The sequence below is a fragment of the Streptomyces sp. NPDC040545 genome (assembly GCF_055595065.1).
Genome location: NZ_JBVIWA010000001.1, coordinates 97,635 through 119,930, shown reverse-complemented (window position 1 = coordinate 119,930; position 22,296 = coordinate 97,635). Strand labels below are relative to the sequence as shown.

General features: G+C 70.3%; 21 protein-coding genes and 1 pseudogene. 5 read left to right on the top strand and 17 right to left on the bottom strand.

What is annotated here, in order from left to right; genetic code table 11:
* Positions 1–227 precede the first annotated feature (227 nt).
* The gene (locus tag ACZ573_RS00590) at positions 228–668 is read right to left on the bottom strand and encodes a hypothetical protein (RefSeq protein WP_471297420.1); all 441 of its coding nucleotides are present in this window, start codon (positions 666–668) and stop codon (positions 228–230) included.
* Positions 669–774: 106 nt separating this feature from the next.
* Here ACZ573_RS00590 and ACZ573_RS00585 point away from each other — a divergent pair, with 106 nt between their 5' ends.
* Complete coding sequence (locus ACZ573_RS00585) at positions 775–1,380, top strand: hypothetical protein (protein ID WP_471297418.1); 606 nt, start codon at positions 775–777, stop codon at positions 1,378–1,380.
* Between the two features lie 77 nt (positions 1,381–1,457).
* Here the strand turns inward: ACZ573_RS00585 and nuoN are convergent, their stop codons facing one another.
* The 14 genes from nuoN to ACZ573_RS00515 are packed head-to-tail and all read right to left on the bottom strand — an operon-like array spanning position 1,458 to position 17,319.
* A complete protein-coding gene (gene nuoN, locus ACZ573_RS00580) occupies positions 1,458–3,104 on the bottom strand; it encodes an NADH-quinone oxidoreductase subunit NuoN (RefSeq protein WP_471298980.1) in 1,647 nt (548 codons plus the stop codon).
* Positions 3,105–3,109: 5 nt separating this feature from the next.
* Positions 3,110–4,729, bottom strand: a complete 1,620-nt coding sequence (locus ACZ573_RS00575) for an NADH-quinone oxidoreductase subunit M (RefSeq protein ID WP_471297416.1) — start codon at positions 4,727–4,729, stop codon at positions 3,110–3,112.
* Position 4,730: 1 nt separating this feature from the next.
* Complete coding sequence (gene nuoL, locus ACZ573_RS00570; RefSeq protein ID WP_471297414.1) at positions 4,731–6,626, bottom strand: NADH-quinone oxidoreductase subunit L; 1,896 nt, start codon at positions 6,624–6,626, stop codon at positions 4,731–4,733.
* Positions 6,627–6,635: 9 nt separating this feature from the next.
* Positions 6,636–6,935, bottom strand: a complete 300-nt coding sequence (gene nuoK, locus ACZ573_RS00565; protein WP_030027720.1) for an NADH-quinone oxidoreductase subunit NuoK — start codon at positions 6,933–6,935, stop codon at positions 6,636–6,638.
* Positions 6,932–7,747 carry an NADH-quinone oxidoreductase subunit J gene (locus tag ACZ573_RS00560; RefSeq protein ID WP_301368012.1) on the bottom strand — a complete coding sequence of 272 codons (816 nt, stop codon included), beginning with the start codon at positions 7,745–7,747 and terminating at the stop codon, positions 6,932–6,934. The genes nuoK and ACZ573_RS00560 overlap by 4 nt, the downstream gene beginning before the upstream one ends.
* Positions 7,744–8,340 (bottom strand): NADH-quinone oxidoreductase subunit NuoI, encoded by a 597-nt coding sequence (gene nuoI, locus ACZ573_RS00555; protein WP_471297411.1) that lies wholly within the window; start codon positions 8,338–8,340, stop codon positions 7,744–7,746. Before nuoI ends, ACZ573_RS00560 begins: the two co-directional genes overlap by 4 nt.
* 3 nt (positions 8,341–8,343) lie before the next feature.
* Positions 8,344–9,699 carry an NADH-quinone oxidoreductase subunit NuoH gene (gene nuoH, locus ACZ573_RS00550; RefSeq protein ID WP_471297409.1) on the bottom strand — a complete coding sequence of 452 codons (1,356 nt, stop codon included), beginning with the start codon at positions 9,697–9,699 and terminating at the stop codon, positions 8,344–8,346.
* Entirely contained in the window at positions 9,696–12,200 is a 2,505-nt protein-coding gene (locus ACZ573_RS00545) for an NADH-quinone oxidoreductase subunit G (protein ID WP_471297408.1), read from the bottom strand. Before ACZ573_RS00545 ends, nuoH begins: the two co-directional genes overlap by 4 nt.
* The gene (nuoF, locus tag ACZ573_RS00540) at positions 12,197–13,582 is read right to left on the bottom strand and encodes an NADH-quinone oxidoreductase subunit NuoF (protein ID WP_471297406.1); all 1,386 of its coding nucleotides are present in this window, start codon (positions 13,580–13,582) and stop codon (positions 12,197–12,199) included. Before nuoF ends, ACZ573_RS00545 begins: the two co-directional genes overlap by 4 nt.
* A complete protein-coding gene (gene nuoE / locus ACZ573_RS00535) occupies positions 13,582–14,337 on the bottom strand; it encodes an NADH-quinone oxidoreductase subunit NuoE (protein WP_471297404.1) in 756 nt (251 codons plus the stop codon). The genes nuoF and nuoE overlap by 1 nt, the downstream gene beginning before the upstream one ends.
* Positions 14,334–15,674 (bottom strand): NADH-quinone oxidoreductase subunit D, encoded by a 1,341-nt coding sequence (locus ACZ573_RS00530; protein WP_471297402.1) that lies wholly within the window; start codon positions 15,672–15,674, stop codon positions 14,334–14,336. Before ACZ573_RS00530 ends, nuoE begins: the two co-directional genes overlap by 4 nt.
* Complete coding sequence (locus ACZ573_RS00525; protein ID WP_471297400.1) at positions 15,674–16,393, bottom strand: NADH-quinone oxidoreductase subunit C; 720 nt, start codon at positions 16,391–16,393, stop codon at positions 15,674–15,676. Before ACZ573_RS00525 ends, ACZ573_RS00530 begins: the two co-directional genes overlap by 1 nt.
* The gene (locus tag ACZ573_RS00520; protein ID WP_007265818.1) at positions 16,390–16,944 is read right to left on the bottom strand and encodes a NuoB/complex I 20 kDa subunit family protein; all 555 of its coding nucleotides are present in this window, start codon (positions 16,942–16,944) and stop codon (positions 16,390–16,392) included. Before ACZ573_RS00520 ends, ACZ573_RS00525 begins: the two co-directional genes overlap by 4 nt.
* Positions 16,945–16,959: 15 nt before the next feature.
* A complete protein-coding gene (locus ACZ573_RS00515) occupies positions 16,960–17,319 on the bottom strand; it encodes an NADH-quinone oxidoreductase subunit A (protein WP_030010013.1) in 360 nt (119 codons plus the stop codon).
* An 873-nt stretch (positions 17,320–18,192) separates the two neighbouring features.
* Between ACZ573_RS00515 and ACZ573_RS00510 the strand changes: the two genes are divergently transcribed.
* Positions 18,193–19,035, top strand: coding sequence for a C40 family peptidase (locus ACZ573_RS00510; RefSeq protein ID WP_471297398.1), 843 nt, complete (start codon positions 18,193–18,195; stop codon positions 19,033–19,035).
* 122 nt (positions 19,036–19,157) lie between these two features.
* Here ACZ573_RS00510 and ACZ573_RS00505 read toward each other — a convergent pair whose 3' ends face one another.
* A complete protein-coding gene (locus tag ACZ573_RS00505; RefSeq protein ID WP_471299106.1) occupies positions 19,158–19,382 on the bottom strand; it encodes a hypothetical protein in 225 nt (74 codons plus the stop codon).
* On the opposite strand from ACZ573_RS00505, the pseudogene ACZ573_RS00500 reads away from it, so the two are divergent.
* Both ACZ573_RS00500 and ACZ573_RS00495 read left to right on the top strand, forming a co-directional pair.
* A pseudogene (locus tag ACZ573_RS00500) lies at positions 19,294–19,902 on the top strand (ABC transporter permease); the annotation flags it as partial. The gene ACZ573_RS00505 and the pseudogene ACZ573_RS00500 overlap by 89 nt on opposite strands.
* Positions 19,903–19,959: 57 nt before the next feature.
* Entirely contained in the window at positions 19,960–20,253 is a 294-nt protein-coding gene (locus ACZ573_RS00495) for a hypothetical protein (RefSeq protein ID WP_471297396.1), read from the top strand.
* Between the two features lie 9 nt (positions 20,254–20,262).
* Here the strand turns inward: ACZ573_RS00495 and ACZ573_RS00490 are convergent, their stop codons facing one another.
* The gene (locus ACZ573_RS00490) at positions 20,263–21,546 is read right to left on the bottom strand and encodes a geranylgeranyl reductase family protein (protein WP_030722345.1); all 1,284 of its coding nucleotides are present in this window, start codon (positions 21,544–21,546) and stop codon (positions 20,263–20,265) included.
* Between the two features lie 97 nt (positions 21,547–21,643).
* On the opposite strand from ACZ573_RS00490, the gene ACZ573_RS00485 reads away from it, so the two are divergent.
* Positions 21,644–22,171, top strand: a complete 528-nt coding sequence (locus ACZ573_RS00485; RefSeq protein WP_471297394.1) for a GNAT family N-acetyltransferase — start codon at positions 21,644–21,646, stop codon at positions 22,169–22,171.
* The last annotated feature ends 125 nt before the right edge of the window (positions 22,172–22,296 follow it).

The following is a 22,296-nucleotide window of genomic DNA, read 5'->3' as shown; positions in this document are numbered from 1 at the left end:
GGCTGGTGGCACCGCCAGGGCTAGATCGAAGGCGATCCCACGATCGGCATCGAGCGACGGCCCGCGCCGCCGCACCCCACCCCCCCCCCCCCCCACACCCACCCCCCCCCCCCCCCCCCCCCCCCCCCCCCCCCCCCCCCCCCCGCCGCTGGGCATGACCGGCACGCCGCGCTCGCGCGCCTCGGCGAACGCCTCCGGCGGCCAGGGCCATCCTGCCTCAGCGGGGGTCAGGGCAGCTGGTGCGGCTCTTCGTAGCCGTTCGCGAGGAACAGGGCCTTGGACATGAGGCCGAGAGTCTCTTCGGAAAGGTTCTCGCAGTTGTAGCGGAGCGAGACGGGGTAGTCCCCGCACAGGCTGAGGATGAAACACAGGACGGCGATGTCCTCACCCCACTCGCCGAGCGCACCCGCGTCAATGGCCGCGTCGACGCGCTTGACGTCGAATCCGGCCCACACCGTGCCGTCCTCCTGGACACCGCCGTCGACGTAGGGCCGCAGACGCGGATCCTGGAGCCAGACACCGTGGTGTTCCAGCAGCCAGACGCCCGCTTCCAGGGCCCACAGGCCGCTCGTGCCCGCCTGCAGGGCCTGGAGGAATTCGGCAGAAGAATACGGGCTGGCCGGACGCGGACGTCCGCGCGTACGCGGCGCGCACCGCCTGACCCTCACGCGGTGTCAGGCGGTGGTGTCGGACCCCCGTTTGGGGGTCCGCGGCGTGCAGGGCCCGCGGGGCGCCGGGATGGTGGACGAAAGCCCGTCGACGGCAGGAGCCCCCATGTCCCCCCATCTCCGCAAGGCCACCCTCGTGATCACCGCCGCCGTATCGCTGGGCCTGGCCGCCGTGGTCCCGGCGCACGGGGTGGAGGGGCCCGCGCCCGACCCTCGGAACAAGCAGGCCATGCGGGACATGGCGACGGCCATCGCGGTGACGGCCAAGTACGCGGACGAGCGGGCGGCGCTCAGGGACGGGTACGTCCCGCACGGCGAGGAATGCATGACCAACCCGTTCGGGGTGGGCGCCATGGGCTACCACTACGTGAAGCAGGCCAACTGGGGTTCGAAGGACCCCGCCAGGCCGACCGCGCTCCTCTACAGCAAGGACAAGGACCGGGGCGGCCGCCGCAAGCTCGAGACGGTGGAGTGGATGTCGACCGACCGGGACCAGGACCTGAAGACCAGCGACGACCGGCCGAGCATGTTCGGGCTGCCCTTCGACGGGCCGATGCCGGGCCACTGGGCGGGCATGCCCAAGCACTACGACCTGCACATGTGGGCGTACAAGGAGAACCCGGCCGGCCGCTTCCACAACTGGAACCCGGCGCTGACCTGCCCCAAGAAGAGCCCGGCCGCGGGAGGCGCCGGACACGGGCACGGCCACTAGCCGGCCCCGGCCACACACGTGACGGGGCCCGGCTCCCCTGAGGGGAGCCGGGCCCTGTCCGGTGACGACGGACCGGATCAGCGGACGAACGTGCTCGCCTGCCCCGCCAGGTCCAGGAAGTACTGCGGGGCGAGGCCCAGGACCAGGGTGACGGCGACGCCCACCGCGATGGTGGTCATCGTCAGCGGCGAGGGGACCGCCACCGTCGGGCCGTCGGCCTTCGGCTCGCTGAAGAACATCAGGACGATCACCCGGATGTAGAAGAACGCGGCGATCGCGGACGAGATGACACCGATCACGACCAGCACCCCGGCGCCGCTCTCCGCCGCCGCACTGAACACGGCGAACTTGCCCGTGAAGCCGGAGGTCAGCGGGATGCCCGCGAAGGCGAGCAGGAACACCGCGAAGACGGCCGCCGTCAGCGGCGACCGCCGGCCCAGCCCCGCCCACTTGGACAGGTGCGTGGCCTCTCCGCCCGCGTCGCGCACCAGCGTGACCACCGCGAAGGCGCCGATCGTCACGAAGGAGTAGGCGCCCAGGTAGAAGAGGACGGACTGGACGCCCTGCGCCGAGGTCGCGATCACACCGGCCAGGATGAAGCCCGCGTGCGCGATCGAGGAGTAGGCGAGCAGTCGCTTGACGTCCGTCTGGGTGACGGCGATCACCGCGCCCGCGAGCATGGTGACGATGGCCACCGCCCACATCACCGGACGCCAGTCCCAGCGCAGCCCCGGCAGGACCACGTAGAGGAGGCGCAGGAGGGCGCCGAAGGCGGCCACCTTGGTCGCCGCCGCCATGAAGCCGGTGACCGGGGTCGGGGCGCCCTGGTAGACGTCCGGGGTCCACATGTGGAAGGGGACCGCGCCGACCTTGAAGAGCAGGCCCATGAGGATCAGCGCGCCGCCGATGAGCAGCAGCGCGTCGTTGCCCATGGTGGAGGCCAGCGCCGGGTCGATCTTCGCGACCGTGCCGTCGACCACGTCGGCGATCGCCGCGTACGAGACCGAGCCCGCGTACCCGTAGAGCAGCGCGATGCCGAAGAGGAGGAAGGCGGAGGAGAAGGCGCCCAGGAGGAAGTACTTCACCGCGGCCTCCTGCGACATCAGCCGCTGGCGGCGGGCGACGGCGCAGAGCAGGTACAGCGGGAGGGAGAACACCTCAAGGGCGATGAACAGCGTCAGCAGGTCGTCGGCCGCCGGGAAGATCAGCATGCCGGCGATCGCGAACAGGGCCAGCGGGAAGACCTCGGTGGTGGTGAAGCCCGCCTTGACGGCGGCCTTCTCGCTGTCGCTGCCCGGTACGGAGGCCGCCTGGGCGGCGAAGGAGTCCACCCGGTTCCCGTGCGCCGCGGGGTCCAGGCGCCGCTCGGCGAAGGTGAAGACCGCCACGACCGAGGCCAGCAGGATGGTGCCCTGCAGGAAGAGCGCCGGGCCGTCCACGGCGATGGCGCCCATCGCGGCGATGTGGGCCTTGCCGGACCCGTACCCGCCGGCCGCGAGGCCGACGACCGCGGCGAAGGCCGAGGCCAGCGCGGCGACGGTGAGGAACACCTGTACGTAGTAGCGGGACTTGCGGGGCACGAAGGCCTCGACCAGGATCCCGAGCACCGCCGCACCCACCACGATCAGCGTGGGCGCGAGCTGTGCGTACTCGATGGTCGGTGCCGGGATCCGGTCGGCCGGTGCCTCGGCCGCCAGTGTCCACAGGCTGTGGGCGGAAGTCAGCGTGCTCACTTCGCCACCTCCCCGTTCTTCGCTTCGACGTCGACCTCGGGCTGCGGGTCCGTCTGCTTCACGTCCGACATGGTGTGCTCCACCGCCGGGTTGACGATGTCGGTGAGGACCTTCGGGTAGACGCCCAGCCCGATCAGCAGGGCGATCAGCGGGGCGACCACCAGCACCTCCCGCAGGCGCAGGTCCGGCATGGTGCGGACCTCCTCCTTCACGGGGCCGGTCATCGTGCGCTGGTAGAGGACCAGTGTGTAGAGGGCGGCGAGCACGATGCCGGTGGTGGCGATGATGCCGACGACCGGGTACCGGGCGAACGTGCCGACCAGGACCAGGAATTCACTGACGAAGGGCGCGAGGCCCGGCAGCGACAGGGTGGCGAGGCCGCCGATCAGGAAGGTGCCGGCGAGGACCGGGGCCACCTTCTGGACGCCGCCGTAGTCGGCGATGAGCCGCGAGCCGCGCCGCGAGATCAGGAAGCCGGCCACCAGCATCAGTGCCGCCGTCGACAGGCCGTGGTTGACCATGTAGAGGGTGGCACCGGACTGGCCCTGGGAGGTCATCGCGAAGATGCCCAGGATGATGAAGCCGAAGTGCGAGATCGAGGCGTAGGCGACCAGCCGCTTGATGTCCCGCTGGCCGACCGCGACCAGCGCGCCGTAGACGATGCTGATCAGGGCCAGTACCAAGATCACCGGCGTGGCCCACTTGCTGGCGTCGGGGAAGAGCCCGAGGCAGAAGCGGAGCATCGCGAAGGTGCCGACCTTGTCGACGACCGCGGTGATCAGTACGGCGACCGGAGCGGTGGACTCGCCCATCGCGTTCGGCAGCCAGGTGTGCAGCGGCCAGAGCGGGGCCTTGATCGCGAAGGCGAAGAAGAACCCGAGGAACAGCAGCCGCTCGGTGTTGGCCGACATGTCGAGCGTGCCCGCGGCCCGGGCGGCGGTGATCTCCTGGAGGGAGAAGTTCCCGGCGACCACGTAGAGGCCGATGACGGCCGCCAGCATGATCAGGCCGCCGACCAGGTTGTAGAGGAGGAACTTGACCGCCGCGTACGAGCGCTGCGCGGCCGCGTTCTCCTCGGAGCCGCCCGCCGCGGCAGCGGCTGAGCGGGAGGAAGTGGCACGGTCCCCGAAGCCGCCGATGAGGAAGTACATCGGGATGAGCATGGCTTCGAAGAAGATGTAGAAGAGGAAGACGTCGGTGGCCTCGAAGGAGATGATCACCATCGCCTCGACCATCAGGATCAGGGCGAAGAAGCCCTGGGTGGGCCGCCAGCGCTGGCTCTTCGTCTCCAACGGGTCGGCGTCATGCCAGCCCGCAAGGATGATGAACGGCATCAGAACCGCGGTGAGCCCGATGAGCACCACCCCGATCCCGTCCACGCCCAGCTCGTAGCGGACGCCGAAGTCGGCGATCCAGGACCGGGATTCGGTGAGCTGGTAGCGGTCACCGCTCGGGTCGAAGCGGACCGCGACGAGCACGGCCAGGGCCAGTGTCGCCAGCGAGAAGAGCAGCGCGAGCCACTTGGCGGCGGCCCTGCGGGCGGCCGGTACGGCCGCCGTCAGGATCGCGCCGACCGCGGGGACCGCGGCCGTCACCGTCAGAAGCGGGAAACTCATTTCACACCGCCCTCATCAGCAGGGTCGCGGCGATCAGGACCACCGTGCCCCCGAACATCGAGACCGCGTAGCTGCGGGCGTAGCCGTTCTGCAGCTTGCGCAGGCGGCCCGAGAGCCCGCCGACCGAGGCGGCCGTCCCGTTGACCACCCCGTCGACCACGCTGTGGTCGAGGTACACGAGCGAGCGGGTCAGGTGCTCCCCGCCGCGCACCAGCACGACGTGGTTGAAGTCGTCCTGGTAGAGGTCCTTGCGGGCCGCCCGGGTGAGGATCGAGCCGCGCGGGGCGACGACCGGGACGGGCCGCTTGCCGTACATCGCCCAGGCGATGCCGACTCCGACGAGGAGCATCACCATGGTGGCCGCGGTCACCGTCATGGCGCTGACCGGCGGGTTGCCGTGCGAGTAGCCCGTGACGGGCTCCAGCCACTTCAGGAAGCGCTCGCCGATCTCGAAGAAGGCTCCGGCGAAGACCGAACCGAAGGCCAGGATGACCATCGGGACGGTCATGGACTTCGGGGACTCGTGCGGATGCGGCGGGTGGCCCTCAGCGTCCGGCTGCCAGCGCTTCTCGCCGAAGAAGGTGAGGAGCATGACGCGGGTCATGTAGAAGGCGGTGATGCCGGCGCCCAGCAGGGTCACGCCGCCCAGGATCCAGCCCTCGGTGCCGCCCTTCGCGAAGGCCGCCTCGATGATCATGTCCTTGGAGAAGAAGCCGGACAGCCCCGGGAAGCCGATGATCGCCAGGTATCCGAGGCCGAAGGTGACGAAGGTGACCGGCATGTACTTCCTCAAGGCCCCGTACCTGCGCATGTCGACCTCGTCGTTCATCCCGTGCATCACGGAACCCGCGCCGAGGAAGAGGCCCGCCTTGAAGAAGCCGTGCGTCACCAGGTGCATGATCGCGAAGACGTAGCCGATCGGGCCGAGGCCCGCGGCGAGGATCATGTAGCCGATCTGCGACATCGTCGAGCCCGCCAGGGCCTTCTTGATGTCGTCCTTCGCGCAACCGACGATCGCACCGAAGAGGAGCGTGACCGCACCCACGACGGTGACCACCAGCTGTGCGTCCGGCGCCCCGTTGAAGACGGCGGCGGAGCGGACGATCAGGTACACGCCCGCCGTCACCATGGTGGCCGCGTGGATCAGGGCCGAGACCGGGGTCGGGCCCTCCATCGCGTCACCGAGCCAGGACTGCAGCGGGACCTGGGCCGACTTGCCGCAGGCGGCCAGCAGCAGCATCAGGCCGATGGCCGTCAGCGTGCCCTCCGAGGTCTTGCCCACGGAGGCGAACACCGGCTCGAAGGCGAAGGTCCCGAAGGTGGTGAACATCAGCATGATCGCGATCGACAGGCCGATGTCGCCGACGCGGTTGACCAGGAAGGCCTTCTTCGCGGCGGTGGCCGCGCTGGGCTTGTGCTGCCAGAAGCCGATCAGGAGGTACGAGGCGAGACCCACGCCCTCCCAGCCGAAGTACAGCAGCAGGTAGTTGTCGGCGAGGACCAGGAGCAGCATCGCCGCGACGAACAGGTTCAGGTAGCCGAAGAAGCGGCGGCGGCGCTCGTCGTGCTCCATGTACCCGATCGAGTACACGTGGATGAGCGTGCCCACCCCGGAGATCAGCAGGACGAAGGTCATCGACAGCTGGTCCAGCTGGAAGGCCATGTCCGCCTGGAAGCCCTCGACGGGGATCCAGGTGTACAGGTTCTGCGTCAGGGTCCGGTCCTCGGCCGTGCGCCCCAGCATGCCGGCGAACAGTACGACGCCGATCCCGAAGGAGACGCCCGCGAGCAGGGTGCCGATCCAGTGACCGACCTTGTCGAGGCGCCGGCCGCCGCAGAGCAGCACCACCGCTCCGAGCAGGGGCGCCGCGATCAGCAGCGCAATCAGGTTCTCCACAGCGACCCCTTACAGCTTCATCAGGCTGGCGTCGTCGACCGAGGCCGAGTGGCGGGTACGGAACAGCGACACGATGATCGCCAGGCCGACCACGACCTCCGCGGCGGCGACGACCATCGTGAAGAACGCGATGATCTGGCCGTCGAGGTTGCCGTGCATCCGGGAGAACGCGACGAAGGCGAGGTTGCAGGCGTTGAGCATCAGCTCGACGCACATGAACAGCACGATCGCGTTCCTGCGGATCAGGACCCCGGTGGCACCGATCGTGAACAGCAGGGCCGCCAGGTACAGGTAGTTGACGGGATTCACTTCGAGGCCTCCTCACGGCCGAGGCGCTCCGAGGAGGCCTGCTCCAGTGCCTTGAGGTCGTCGATGGCCTGGCTGGAGACGTCCCGGATCTGGCCCCGGGCGCGCAGGGTCCGGTTGACGGTCAGCTCGGACGGGGTGCCGTCCGGCAGCAGACCGGCGACGTCCACCGCGTTGTGCCGGGCGTAGACGCCGGGGGCGGGGAGCGGCGGGAGCTGGACGCCCTCGCGGACCCGCTTCTCGGCGAGTTCGCGCTGGGTGGCGGCCCGTTCGGTGCGCTCGCGGTGGGTGAGCACCATCGCGCCGACGGACGCGGTGATCAGCAGCGCGCCGGTGATCTCGAAGGCGAAGACGTACTTGGTGAAGATGAGCTGCGCCAGGCCCTCGATGTGCCCGCCGGAGTTGACCCGGCCGAGCCCGTTGAAGTGGGTGAGCCCGGCGTTGGCGATGCCGCCGATCAGCAGGGTGCCGAAGCCGAGCCCGCACAGGACGGCCAGCCAGCGCTGCCCCTTGATGGTCTCCTTCAGGGAGTCGGCGGCGGTGACGCCGACGAGCATGACCACGAAGAGGAAGAGCATCATGATCGCGCCGGTGTAGACGATGACCTGGACGACGCCCAGGAAGTACGCCCCGTTGGCGAGGTAGAAGACGGCCAGGATGATCATGGTCCCGGCCAGGCTGAGCGCGCTGTGCACGGCCTTCTTCATCAGGATCGTGGCCAGAGCGCCGATGACGGCGACCGTGCCGAGGATCCAGAACTGGATCGCCTCGCCCGTGGAGGTCATGGATGCGGCGGAGGCGGCGAGGGCGCTCATGCGTCCACCTCCGTCGACTGCCCGTTCTCCGGGGCGACTTCGCCCTTGGAGACGGCGACCTGCCGGACGGTGCCCGGGGCGGCCCCGGTCACCAGGCCCCGGTAGTAGTCCGTGTCGTCCGTGCCGGGGAAGATCGAGTGCGGTGCCTCGACCATGCCCTCGGTCAGGCCGGCCAGCAGCTGCTCCTTGGTGTAGATGAGCGATTCGCGGCTGGAGTCGGCCAGTTCGAACTCGTTCGTCATGGTCAGCGCCCTCGTCGGGCACGCCTCCACGCACAGCCCGCACAGGATGCAGCGGGCGTAGTTGATCTGGTAGACGGCGCCGTACCGCTCACCCGGGGAGTAGCGCTCCTCCTCGGTGTTGTCCGCACCCTCCACGTAGATCGCGTCGGCGGGACAGGCCCAGGCACACAGCTCGCACCCGATGCACTTCTCCAGACCGTCGGGGTGCCGGTTGAGCTGATGCCGTCCGTGGAAGCGCGGTGCGGTCGTCTTCTGCTGCTCCGGGTACTGCTCGGTGAGGCGCTTCTTGAACATGGCCTTGAAGGTCACGCCGAAGCCCGCCACCGGGTTCTGCCACTTCTCGTCGGACATCTCTCAAGCCTCCTCTCGGTCACTGTCAGTATTCGTCCCGCCACTGACAATCAGCTCCCGCTCGGTGCGGGAGCGCCTGCGCGGTACGGGCGCCAGGTGCTGGCCGGGCTTCGGCGGTACGGGGAATCCGCCCGCCAGCGGGTCGAAGGGCTCGGCGTCGTGCACCGCTTCCGCGGCCGCCGTCTTCTTCTCCCGCTTGTCGCGGAAGACGTCCGCGACGAAGGAGAGCAGCAGGATCGCCACGACGGCGCCGCCGACGTAGAGGACGATCTCGCTGAAGTCGTACGCCTCGTTGCGCAGCGCCCGGACGGTGGCCACCAGCATCAGCCAGACCACCGAGACGGGGATCAGGACCTTCCAGCCGAGCTTCATCAGCTGGTCGTAGCGCACGCGGGGCAGCGTGCCGCGCAGCCAGATGAAGAAGAACAGCAGCAGCTGCACCTTGAGGACGAACCAGAGCATCGGCCACCAGCCGTGGTTCGCGCCCTCCCAGAAGGAGCTGATCGGGTACGGGGCCCGCCAGCCGCCCAGGAAGAGGGTGACCGAGACCGCCGAGACGGTGACCATGTTGACGTACTCGGCCAGCATGAACAGCGCGAACTTGATGGACGAGTACTCGGTGTTGAAGCCGCCGACCAGGTCGCCCTCGGACTCCGGCATGTCGAAGGGGGCGCGGTTCGTCTCGCCGACCATCGTGACGACGTAGATGATGAAGGACACCGGCAGCAGGATGATGAACCAGCGGTCGGCCTGGGCCTCGACGATCGCCGAGGTCGACATCGACCCGGAGTAGAGGAAGACCGAGGCGAAGGCCGCACCCATCGCGATCTCGTAGGAGATCATCTGCGCGCAGGAGCGCAGGCCGCCGAGGAGCGGGTAGGTCGAGCCGGAGGACCAGCCCGCCAGCACGATGCCGTAGATGCCGACCGAGGCCACCGCGAGGATGTAGAGCATCGCGATGGGCAGGTCGGTCAGCTGCATCGTGGTGCGCTGGCCGAAGATGGAGACCTCGTCGCCCGGGGGGCCGAAGGGGATCACCGCGATGGCCATGAAGGCCGGGATCGCCGCGATGATCGGGGCCAGGATGTAGATGACCTTGTCGGCCCGCTTGACGATCAGGTCTTCCTTGAGCATCAGCTTCACGCCGTCGGCGAGCGACTGGAGCATGCCCCAGGGGCCGTGCCGGTTCGGGCCGATGCGCAGCTGCATCCAGGCGACGACCTTGCGCTCCCACACGATGGAGAACAGCACCGTCACCATCAGGAAGGCGAAGCAGAACACCGCCTTGACGACCACGAGCCACCAGACGTCCCGCCCGAACAGGGACAGGTCCTCGGCAGCGAGTTGAACGGTGTTCACGCGCCCACCTCCGCAGTGGTGTCGCCTGCGCCGGCCGGGGTCGCCGGGCCGATGCGTACGAGGGTGCCCGGGCGGGCGCCGGCGTCGGCGAGGACGCCGGAGCCGGTGGAGTTCAGCGGGAGCCAGACCACGCGGTCGGGCATCTCGGTGATCCGGAGCGGGAGTTCCACGGAGCCGGCCGGGCCGGTGACCGCGAGGACGTCGCCGTCCTTGACGCCGGTCTCGGCGGCCGTGGCGGCCGACAGCCGGGCGTTCGCCTCGTGCCGGGTGCCGGCCAGGGCGTCGTCGCCCTCCTGCAGCCGGCCGAGGTCCAGGAGGAGCCGGTGGCCCGCGAGGACCGCCTCGCCGGAGCCCGGGCGGGGCAGCACCGCCGTGTCCGCGCTCTGCGCGGCGGCCCGCTCCCCGGCCCACGGGCCGAGCCGGTCGATCTCCCGGCGTACGGCGTGTACGTCGGGCAGAGCGATCGGCCGGTCGGCGGCGTCGGCCAGCATGTGCAGCACGCGGGCGTCGGCCGGGGCGAGCCGGCGGGTCATCTGGTCGGGCTTGAGCGCGGCCTCGAACGGCCTGACCCGGCCCTCCCAGTTGATGAACGCGCCCGCCTTCTCGGCCACCGCGGCGACCGGGAGGACCACGTCCGCGTGGTCGGTGACCTCGCTGGGCCGCAGTTCCAGCGAGACCACGAAGGCCTCCTGGAGGGCGGTCCGCGCGCGGGCCGGGTCCGGCAGGTCGGCGACCTCGACGCCCGCGACCAGCAGGGCCGAGAGCTCCCTGGTCGCCGCGGCCTCGACGATCTGGCCGGTGTCGCGGCCGTAGCGGTGCGGGAGTTCGTCCAGGCCCCAGGCGGTGGCGACCTCGTCACGGGCCCGCGGGTCGGTGGCGGGGCGGCCGCCCGGCAGCAGGGACGGCAGCGCGCCCGCCTCGACGGCGGCCCGCTCACCGGCCCGGCGCGGGATCCACACCAGGGTGGCCCCGGTGACGCCGGCGGCCCGTACGGCGGCGGTCAGCGCGCCCGGCACCCCGGCGAGGCGCTCCCCGACGAGGATGACCGCGCCGGGCAGCCGCAGTGCCTCGGCGGCCTCGGCGCCGCCGGTCTCCAGGCCCGTCCGGGAGGCCAGCGCCTCTAGCCACTCGGGCTCGGTGCCGGGGGCGGCGGCCAGCAGGGTGCCGCCGGCCTTGTCCAGGCCGCGGGTGGCGAAGGGGGCCACGGAGAAGGTCCGCTGCTTCCGCTTACGGTGGGCCTTGCGCAGCCGCAGGAAGACGCCGGGGGCCTCCTCCTCCGCCTCGATGCCGACGAGCAGCACGGCCGGGGCCGCCTCCAGGGCGGTGTACGAAAGGCCCTGCCCGCCGAGGTCGACCCCGTACCCGGCGACCTCCGAGGCCAGGAAGTCGGCCTCCTCGGCGCTGTGCACGCGGGCCCGGAAGTCGATGTCGTTGGTGTCGAGCACCACCCGCGCGAACTTGGCGTACGCGTAGGCGTCCTCGACGGTGAGCCGGCCGCCGGTCAGCACTCCGGCCCGGCCGCGCGCGGCGGCCAGTCCGTTCGCCGCGGCCTCCAGGGCCTCGGGCCAGCTCGCCGGCTCCAGGACCCCGGCGGCATTGCGCACCAGCGGGGTGGTCAGCCGGTCGGGGCGCTGCGCGTAGCGGAACCCGAAGCGGCCCTTGTCGCAGATCCACTCCTCGTTGACCTCGGGATCCTCGGCGGCGAGGCGGCGCAGCACCTTGCCGCGGCGGTGGTCGGTGCGGGTCGCGCAGCCGCCCGCGCAGTGCTCGCACACGCTCGGGGAGGAGACGAGGTCGAAGGGGCGGGAGCGGAACCGGTAGGCGGCCGAGGTGAGGGCGCCGACCGGGCAGATCTGGATGGTGTTGCCGGAGAAGTACGACTCGAAGGGGTCGCCCTCGCCGGTGCCGACCTGCTGGAGCGCGCCGCGTTCCAGGAGCTCGATCATCGGGTCGCCGGCGATCTCGTTGGAGAAGCGGGTGCAGCGCGCGCACAGCACGCACCGCTCGCGGTCCAGCAGCACCTGCGTGGAGATCGGGACCGGCTTCTCGTAGGTGCGCTTCTTGCCCTCGAACCGCGATTCGGCGTTGCCGTGCGACATCGCCTGGTTCTGCAGCGGGCACTCGCCGCCCTTGTCGCAGACCGGGCAGTCCAGCGGGTGGTTGATGAGCAGCAGCTCCATCACCCCGCGCTGGGACTTGTCGGCGACCTCGGAGGTCAGCTGGGTCTTGACGACCATGCCGTCGGTGCAGGTGATGGTGCAGGAGGCCATCGGCTTGCGCTGGCCCTCGACCTCGACGATGCACTGGCGGCAGGCGCCGGCCGGGGAGAGGAGGGGGTGGTCGCAGAACCGGGGGATCTCGATGCCGAGCTGCTCGGCGGCCCGGATGACGAGGGTGCCCTTGGGCACGGACAGTTCGACCCCGTCGATGGTCAGCGAGACGGTGTTCTCCGGTGGAACCGCCGCTCCGCCCCCGGAGGCCGCTGGAGTGGTGACGGTCATGCGTTCACCTCCGTGTCGGCCCAGAGGGTCGACTTCCTGGGGTCGAAGGGGCAGCCCTTGCCCGTGATGTGCTGCTCGTACTCCTCGCGGAAGTACTTGAGCGAGGAGAAGATCGGGCTGGCCGCACCGTCGCCGAGCGCACAGAAGGACTTGCCGTTGATGTTGTCGGCGATGTCGTTCAGCTTGTCGAGGTCGGACATGACGCCCCGGCCGGCCTCGATGTCGCGGAGCAGCTGGACCAGCCAGTACGTGCCTTCGCGGCACGGTGTGCACTTGCCGCAGGACTCGTGGGCGTAGAACTCGGTCCACCGGGTCACGGCCCGCACCACGCAGGTGGTCTCGTCGAAGCACTGGAGTGCCTTGGTGCCGAGCATCGAGCCGGCGGCGCCGACGCCCTCGTAGTCGAGCGGGACGTCGAGGTGCTCGTCGGTGAACATCGGGGTGGAGGAGCCGCCCGGGGTCCAGAACTTCAGCCGGTGCCCGGGGCGCATGCCGCCGCTCATGTCGAGGAGCTGGCGCAGGGTGATGCCGAGCGGGGCCTCGTACTGGCCGGGGCCGACGACGTGCCCGGAGAGCGAGTACAGCGTGAAGCCGGGGGACTTCTCGGTCCCCATCGACTTGAACCAGTCCTTGCCCTTGTGCAGGATCGCGGGAACCGAGGCGATCGACTCCACGTTGTTGACGACAGTGGGGCACGCGTAGAGCCCCTCGACCGCGGGGAAGGGGGGACGCAGCCGGGGCTGGCCGCGTCGGCCTTCGAGGGAGTCGAGCAGCGCCGTCTCCTCACCGCAGATGTACGCGCCCGCGCCCGCGTGCACCGTGATGTCCAGGTTGCGGCCGGTGCCGTCGATGTCCTTGCCGAGGTACCCGGCCGCGTACGCCTCGCGCACGGCTTCGTGCAGGCGCCGCAGTACGGGCACCGTCTCCCCGCGCAGGTAGATGAAGGCGTGCTCCGAGCGGATCGCGTAGCAGGCGATGATCATTCCCTCGATGAGGGAGTGCGGGTTGGCGAAGAGGAGGGGAATGTCCTTGCAGGTTCCCGGCTCCGACTCGTCGGCGTTCACGACGAGGTAGTGCGGCTTCCCGTCGCCCTGCGGGATGAACTGCCACTTCATTCCGGTGGGGAAGCCTGCGCCGCCGCGTCCGCGCAGGCCCGAGTCCTTCACGTAGGCGATGAGGTCGTCCGGGGTCATCGCGAGCGCCTTGCGCAGGCCCTCGTACCCCTCGTGCCGCCGGTAGGTCTCCAGCGTCCACGACCGCGGCTCGTCCCAGAAGGAGGACAGCACGGGGGCGAGGAGCTTCTCCGGGCTGGTCCCTCCGCCGGTCTCCGGGTGGGATGTGCCCCCGTTGCCCCCGTTGCTCAGTTCGGAAGACACCGACATCACTCCCCTCCCTCGGTGGTGGCCTCGCCGCGCGGGTGGACGATCGGGGTGTGCGCGGACTCGCCGCGCGCGATGCGCAGCCCGATCAGGGAGGCGGGGCCGGCGCCGCCGGTCGCCTCGACCGCGCCCTCGCGCTCGTCCGGGAAGCCGGCCAGGATCCGGGCGGTCTCCTTGTACGTGCACAGCGGGGCGCCCCGGGTCGGCGAGACCTCGCGGCCGGCCAGCAGGTCGTCGACCATGGCCTTGGCGGACTGGGGGGTCTGGTTGTCGAAGAACTCCCAGTTGACCATCACCACGGGGGCGTAGTCGCAGGCCGCGTTGCACTCGATGTGTTCGAGGGTGACCTTGCCGTCGGGGGTGGTCTCGTTGTTGCCGACCCCGAGGTGCTCCTTGAGCTCCTCGAAGATGGCGTCGCCGCCCATCACCGCGCACAGGGTGTTCGTGCAGACGCCGACCTGGTAGTCGCCGGAGGGCCGCCGCCGGTACATCGTGTAGAAGGTCGCCACCGCCGTGACCTCGGCGGTGGTCAGGCCCAGTACCTCGGCGCAGAAGCGGATGCCGGTGCGCGAGACGTAGCCCTCCTCGGACTGGGTCAGGTGCAGCAGCGGCAGCAGCGCGGAGCGGCTGTCGGGGTAGCGGGCGATGACTTCCTTGGCGTCGGCTTCGAGGCGCTCGCGTACCTCCGCCGGAAAGTCGGGGGCCGGCAGCTGGGGCATGCCCAGCGAGACCCTTTGGTTCGAAGGACTGGCGGTCATCGGTCGACGCCTCCCATCACGGGGTCGATGGAGGCGACGGCGACGATGACGTCGGCGACCTGGCCGCCCTCGCACATCGCGGCCATGGCCTGCAGGTTGGTGAAGGACGGGTCGCGGAAGTGGACCCGGTAGGGGCGGGTGCCGCCGTCGGAGACCATGTGCACGCCGAGCTCGCCCTTGGGCGACTCGACGGCCGTGTACGCCTGGCCGGCCGGTACCCGGAAGCCCTCGGTCACCAGCTTGAAGTGGTGGATGAGGGCCTCCATGGAGGTGCCCATGATGTTCCTGATGTGGTCGAGCGAGTTGCCGAGGCCGTCCGGGCCCATCGCGAGCTGCGCGGGCCACGCGATCTTCTTGTCGGCGACCATCACCGGTCCCGGCTCCAGGCGCTCCAGGCACTGCTCGACGATCCGCAGCGACTGGCGCATCTCCTCCAGGCGGATCAGGAACCGCCCGTAGGAGTCGCAGCTCTCGGTGGTCGGCACGTCGAAGTCGTAGTTCTCGTAGCCGCAGTACGGGTCCGACTTGCGCAGGTCGTGCGGCAGGCCGGCGGAGCGCAGGATCGGGCCGGTGGCGCCGAGCGCCATGCAGCCGGTGAGGTCGAGGTAGCCGACGTCCTGCATGCGGGCCTTGAAGATGGGGTTGCCGGTGGCGAGCTTGTCGTACTCCGGCAGGTTCTTCTTCATGGTCTTGACGAACTCGCGGAGCTGATCGACGGCGCCCGGGGGCAGGTCCTGGGCGAGGCCGCCGGGGCGGACGAACGCGTGGTTCATGCGCAGTCCGGTGATCAGCTCGAAGATGTCGAGGATCAGCTCGCGGTCGCGGAAGCCGTAGATCATGATCGTGGTCGCGCCCAGCTCCATGCCGCCGGTGGCGATGCACACCAGGTGGGAGGAGAGCCGGTTGAGCTCCATCAGCAGGACGCGGATGACGGTGGCGCGGTCCGGGATCTGGTCGGTGATGCCGAGCAGCTTCTCGACGCCGAGGCAGTACGCCGTCTCGTTGAAGAACGGCGTCAGGTAGTCCATGCGCGTCACGAAGGTGGTGCCCTGCGTCCAGTTCCGGAATTCGAGGTTCTTCTCGATGCCGGTGTGCAGGTAGCCGATGCCGCAGCGGGCCTCGGTGACCGTCTCGCCGTCGATCTCCAGGATCAGGCGCAGCACTCCGTGGGTGGACGGGTGCTGCGGACCCATGTTGACGACGATCCGCTCGTCGTCGGCCCTGGCCGCGGACCGGACGATCTCGTCCCAGTCGCCGCCGGTGACGGTGTAGACGGTGCCCTCGGTCGTCTCGCGAGCGGAGGCGTGGTTTTCTGCGCCATTCGAGATGGGGGACATCAGCTGTACGACCTCCGCTGGTCGGGAGCCGGGATCTGGGCGCCCTTGTACTCGACGGGGATGCCGCCGAGCGGGTAGTCCTTGCGCTGCGGGAAGCCCTGCCAGTCGTCCGGCATCATGATCCGGGTGAGGGCCGGGTGCCCGTCGAAGATCAGGCCGAAGAAGTCGTACGTCTCGCGCTCGTGCCAGTCGTTGGTCGGGTAGACGGAGACGAGCGAGGGGACGTGCGGGTCGCTGTCCGGGACGGACACCTCCAGCCGCAGGATCCGGCCGTGCGTGAGCGAGCGCAGGTGGTAGACGGCGTGCAGCTCGCGGCCCTTGTCCCCGGGGAAGTGCACGCCGGAGACGCCGGTGCAGAGCTCGAAGCGCAGGGCCGGGTCGTCACGCAGGGTGCGCGCGACCAGCACGAGGTGTTCGCGGGCGATGTGGAAGGTGAGCTCGCCCCGGTCGACCACCGTCTTCTCGATGGCGTTCCCGGGGACCAGGTCCTGCTCCTCCAGGGCGCCTTCGAGCTCGTCGGCCACCTCGTCGAAGTAGGAGCCGTACGGTCGGCTCGTCGCGCCCGGCATGGCCACGGTCCGCACGAGGCCGCCGTAGCCGCTGGTGTCGCCGCCGCCCGCGGCGCCGAACATGCCCTTGCGGACGCCGATGACCTCGGGGCCCTGGGCGCGCGGCGCAGGGACGTTGCTGCCGTTCTCCGGCTCTTGGGTCTCGCTCACCGGAGCAGCCCCTTCATCTCGATGGTGGGGAGGGCCTTGAGGGCCGCCTCCTCCGCCTCACGGGCCGCTTCTTCCCGGTTCACGCCGAGCTTGGAGCCCTGGATCTTCTGGTGGAGCTTGAGGATCGCGTCCATCAGCATCTCGGGGCGCGGCGGGCAGCCGGGCAGGTAGATGTCCACCGGGACGATATGGTCGACGCCCTGGACGATCGCGTAGTTGTTGAACATTCCGCCTGAAGATGCACAAACCCCCATGGAGATGACCCATTTGGGAGCGGGCATCTGGTCGTACACCTGCCGCAGCACCGGCGCCATCTTCTGGCTGACCCGCCCGGCCACGATCATCAGATCGGCCTGGCGCGGGGAGCCGCGGAAGACCTCCATGCCGAAGCGGGCCAGGTCGTACCGGCCCGCTCCGGTGGTCATCATCTCGATGGCGCAGCAGGCCAGACCGAAGGTCGCCGGGAAGACGGACGACTTGCGCACCCATCCCGCGGCCTGTTCGACGGTGGTCAGCAGAAAGCCGCTCGGCAGCTTCTCTTCCAGTCCCATGGAAAATTCAGCCCCTCAGTCCCATTCCAGGCCGCCGCGGCGCCACACGTAGGCGTAGGCGACGAAGACGGTGAGCACGAAGAGCAGCATCTCGACGAGCCCGAAGATCCCCAGGGAGTCGAAGGTGACGGCCCAGGGGTAGAGGAAGACAACCTCGATGTCGAAGACGATGAAGAGCATCGCCGTCAGGTAGTACTTGATGGGGAAGCGGCCACCGCCGGCCGGCATCGGCGTCGGCTCGATGCCGCACTCGTAGGCTTCAAGCTTTGCCCGGTTGTACCGTTTTGGGCCGATCAGCGTGGCCATGACCACGGAGAAGATCGCAAACCCTGCGCCGAGGGCGCCGAGCACGAGGATGGGTGCGTACGCATTCACGCTCCTCGCTCCTTCCAGTCGTCCTTGACCGTTGGACCGCCGCCGCGTGCGCCGCCTCGCGAAGATCACGCTTTCGATCAAGCGCTTGCATGTGAGGCAGTTCACAAGCCGGACTGCTGCGCATCTTATGCCTGCTCGTCTGTGATCTGCGACACGGGTTGCAACACCGAGTTTGTGATCTCCACCACCTGACGAACGATCATGCAGTCCGATGAGTGGTGATCTACATACGCGAAGCATCCGCATGGTTACCAAAGGTGACATCCGGGCCCGTTACCGCAGGTAGAAGGCGGCTTGCCCTATCAAACGATGCTCGGTGCAGGCAAATTGGCAGGAGGGGTGGCGGGGTGATAAGGGGATTGGCGTCCCCCGGGCGGGGGAGCCCATGTGTACGGAGGTGGACGCGGGGCAGGCGGTGGGACGGAGGGCGGGCGGGGGCGACCGCGAGGGGCGCGTCGGGTCCGCCCTGCCCGGCGAGACACCCCCTAGGGGTACATCCAGACCCGCACCGCCGCCGGCGCGGGGGACCGCGCGAGCGCGTGCATCCGTTCACGAACCTCTCGGCGCGTTCACAGGAAGGTCACGGGAGGGGCACAGCGTCCGCATGGCGTGACGTTGCTGTGACCTGCGCCACTCTGAATCGAGCCCTCCGAAAGAGGGCTTGGCCATCTGTGCGGAGTGATGGTAGGTCAAGGATCAATTCGGACTTAATTCCGAAACCCCATGATCACAGCCCTGTGAGGGCCTGTCCGATTCGCCCGTTACGGCGTCAATAAGGAGCCGGGTGCGCCCGGTTCGCGCCTTTCTCGCGCAACTGTGGCGCAACCCACGTTTCTTGAAGGGAACCCGGGCACCCTGATAGCGGTTGTCCTCATGTCCCACACCGCTCACATACCCAGCCACCGGAAGCCCCGCCGAAGCGCCTCGAAGCTCGCGGTCCGCGCCGGAGTTGCCGGTGGCGTCCTCAGCACCCTGGCCATGGCCGGCACCGCGAGCGCGTCCCCGTCCGCAGAGCCCGTGGCCGAGACGACGCTCGAAATGCCGGTCCTCAGCCTGGACCTGGGCGCCGACGTCTCCTCCGCCGTCACCGTGGCCGCCGAGAACACCCGTCTCGCCGCCGTCGAAGGCGAACTGACCGCCCAGGAGGAGAGCGCCCGTACCGGCGCCGCCGCCGAGGCGAAGCAGGCCAAGGAAGAGGCCCAGAAGAAGGCCGACGCCGAGAAGGCCGAGCAGACGGCGAAGGAAGAGGCCGTCCGCAAGGCCGAGGCCGAGCGCTCCAGCCGCAGCTCCGGCTCCGAGCGCACGACGCTCAAGAGCACCGCCGCCCCGCAGGGCACCGGCACGGTCTCCGCCCCGGCCACCGGCTCCGCCGCGGCCATCGTCAACTTCGCCCGCGCGCAGGTCGGCAAGGCGTACGTGATGGGCGGCACCGGCCCGTCCTCCTTCGACTGCTCCGGTCTCGTCCAGGCCGCGTACCGCCAGGCCGGCATCAGCCTGCCGCGCATGTCCCAGGCGCAGTCCTCGGCCGGCACCTCGGTGTCGCTGAGCGCCCTGCAGCCGGGCGACATCCTGTACTGGGGCTCCAAGGGCAGCGCGTACCACGTCGCCATCTACGTCGGCGGCGGCAAGTTCGTCGGCGCGCAGAACCCCAGCACGGGCATCGTCGAGCGCAACCTCAGCTACGACAAGCCGACGGGCGCCGTCCGCGTCCTCTGAGCACCGCTCAGTCCACGGCCCCAGGGCCGGTACTCCCCCGCTCGGGGGTGGAGTACCGGCCCGGGGGCTGTTCTTGGCGTTCTCCGGGCCTCCGAGGGGTGTCCCCGGGCCCCAGGGCCTTCTCAGGCCAGCGAGGCCGCCAGCTTGAAGCGGGCCTCCCGCTGCTTCTTGTAGAGCGCGAGCGTCTCGGCGTGCTCCTCGACGAGCCGCTCCTGGTACGCCTTCTCGACCGCGCCCCAGATGCCGACGAGGTTCCGGCGCCGGCCCGAACGCCTGATGTCGGTGTTCGTCCCGCCCACCACCGCCGAGCAGCTCTGGGGGCCGCCCTCGCCCGGCGGCGCGTCCATGCTGATCTCCACCGAACTCGGCGCCGCCCGCCAGGTCTCCGGCCTCGCTTCGCTCGCGCTGCGCCCCGACCACGCCGAGTACCTCAAGGCCGTCCCGCCGCCCGATCCGCGGATGCTGCGCTCCGGTGTCACCGCCGACCCGAGCGCGCTCTTCCTGCTGCTCGCCGGGATCTGCCTGGTCATCGGCGCGGTCGGGATCGCCAACACCACCCTGGTCGCCGTGCTGGAGCGGACCGGGGAGATCGGGCTGCGCCGGGCGCTCGGTGCCCGGGGGCGGCACATCTCGGCCCAGTTCCTCACCGAGTCTGCGGCTCTGGGGGCTCTGGGCGGCCTGGTCGGGACCTCGCTGGGCGAGCTGACCGTGGTCGCCGTCGCACTCGCCCGGGACTGGACCCCGGTGATCCATCCGGCCACCGTCGCCGCGGCTCCGCTCGCCGGCCTGGTCACCGGGCTGCTGGCCGGGCTCTGTCCCGCCTGGCGGGCGGCCCGTGTGGAACCGGCCGAGGCCCTGCGAAGATAGCGGGAGCGCGCCCGGCCGTAAGGGCCGCCCCGACCCGCCCCCGGAGGTGGTGGTCCCGTGAATCCGAAGCCGTACGCATCCCCCGGCGCCGACGACCCCGGCGCGGTCCCGGCCGCGCTCGGGCTCGGCCTGCTCGCGGTGGGCGGCTGGCTGCTGACCACCGCCCGCCCCTGGCAGAAGCCCGGCCACCCGCTCACGCTGGGCCTCGGCTGGACCGTCTCGGGGGCACTGCTGGTGTGCGGGCTGGTCCTGCTGACCAGGTGCGTGCGTACCGTCCACGGCCGCCCGGATACGGCACCGGACGCGGACGTGCCCGCACCCACCGAGGCGGGCACGGGCACGGACGGCTGACCGGTCGGCTCAGGCCTTCGGGGCCACCTTCGAGAGGCCGTTGATGATGCGGTCCATCGCGTCGCCGCCCGTCGGGTCGGTCAGGTTGGCCAGCATCTTCAGCGTGAACCGCATCAGGACCGGGTGGGTCAGGCCGCGCTGGGCGGCGATCTTCATCACCTTCGGGTTGCCGATCAGCTTCACGAAGGCGCGGCCCAGGGTGTAGTAGCCGCCGTAGGTCTCCTTGAGCACCTTCGGGTAGTTGTGCAGCGCCAGCTCGCGCTGGGCCGGGGTGGCGCGGGCCTGGGCCTGCACGATGACGTCGGCCGCGATCTGGCCCGACTCCATGGCGTACGCGATGCCCTCGCCGTTGAACGGGTTGACGAGCCCGCCCGCGTCGCCGACCAGCAGCAGGCCCTTGGTGTAGTGCGGCTGCCGGTTGAAGGCCATCGGCAGGGCCGCGCCGCGGATCGGCTGCGTCATGTTCTCGGGGGTGTAGCCCCAGTCCTCCGGCATGGAGGCGCACCAGGCCTTGAGGACCTCGCGCCAGTCCAGCTCCTTGAAGGCGGAGGAGGAATTGAGGATGCCGAGGCCGACGTTGGAGGTGCCGTCGCCCATGCCGAAGATCCAGCCGTAGCCGGGCAGCAGCCGGTCCTGCGCGCCGCGCCGGTCCCACAGCTCCAGCCAGGACTCCAGGTAGTCGTCGTCGTGCCGCGGCGAGGTGAAGTACGTCCGCACGGCCACGCCCATCGGGCGGTCCTCGCGCCGGTGCAGGCCCATCGCCAGGGACAGCCGGGAGGAGTTGCCGTCGGCCGCGACGACCAGCGGGGCGTGGAAGGTGACCGGGGTCTTCTCCTCGCCGAGCTTCGCGTGCACGCCGGTGATGTGGCCGGTACGCGCGTCGCGCACGGGCTCGCCGACGGTGCAGCGCTCGTACAGCCGGGCACCGGCCTTCTGCGCCTGGCGGGCCAGGGTCTCGTCGAAGTCGTCGCGCTTGCGGACGAGTCCGTAGTCCGGATAGGAGGCGAGTTCCGGCCAGTCCAGCTGGAGCCGCTGCCCGCCGCCGATGATCCGCAGGCCCTTGTTCCGCAGCCAGCCGGCCTCTTCGGAGATGTCGATGCCCATGGCCACCAGCTGCTTGGTGGCGCGCGGGGTCAGGCCGTCGCCGCAGACCTTCTCGCGCGGGAACGCCGTCTTCTCCAGCAGCAGGACGTCCAATCCGGCCTTGGCGAGGTAGTAGGCGGTGGTCGAGCCGGCGGGCCCGGCCCCGACGACGATCACGTCCGCGGAGTGTTCGGAGAGGAGCTCGGTCACTGCGGGATCTCCCGAAGGCTCGATATAGGGTGCCAGACGGCACCGGACGTGTGCAGTCTATGCAGCGAGAGAGATCGCGATCCGAAGGGTGCCTCCGATGACCACCTCGCCGACCCGGCCGCTTCCCGCCGTACAGCTCCGCGTGCCCACCGACGAGGACGCGCACGCCTGGCACGCGGCCTTCGCCGACCCCGACGTCATGGAGTTCCTGGGAGGTCCCGCGGAGCTGTCCGCGTACGAGGAGTTGTCCGCGCGCCAGCGTATGCACGATGCCCAGCTGGGCTACTGCCTGTGGACCCTGCTGGACGGGGAGGGCGCGGTGATCGGCTTCACCGGCGCGCAGCCCTGGCCGGCGGAGAAGTCGTGGGGGCCGGTCGGCGAGATCGAGATCGGGTGGCGGCTGGGGCGCGCCGCGTGGGGGCGGGGCTACGCGTACGCCGCTGCGCTGGCCACGGTGGAGCGGGTCCGCGCGGCCGGTGTCCCGTACGTGGTGGCGATGATCGACGCCCGGAACGCGCGTTCGGTGGCGGTGGCGGAGCGTCTGGGCATGACCCTGGCCGAGGAGTTCACCACGCCGGGCGGCAACCCGGGCCGGCGCTACGTCCTGTCCCTGCGGGACAAGTAACCAGGTCCCGGGGGGGGGGGGGGGGGGGGGGGGGGGGGGGGGAGGGGGGGGGGGGGGGGGGGGGAGGGGGGGAGGGGGGGGGGGGGGGGGCGGGCGGTGTGGAGGTCTTGGGTGCGGCCTATTCG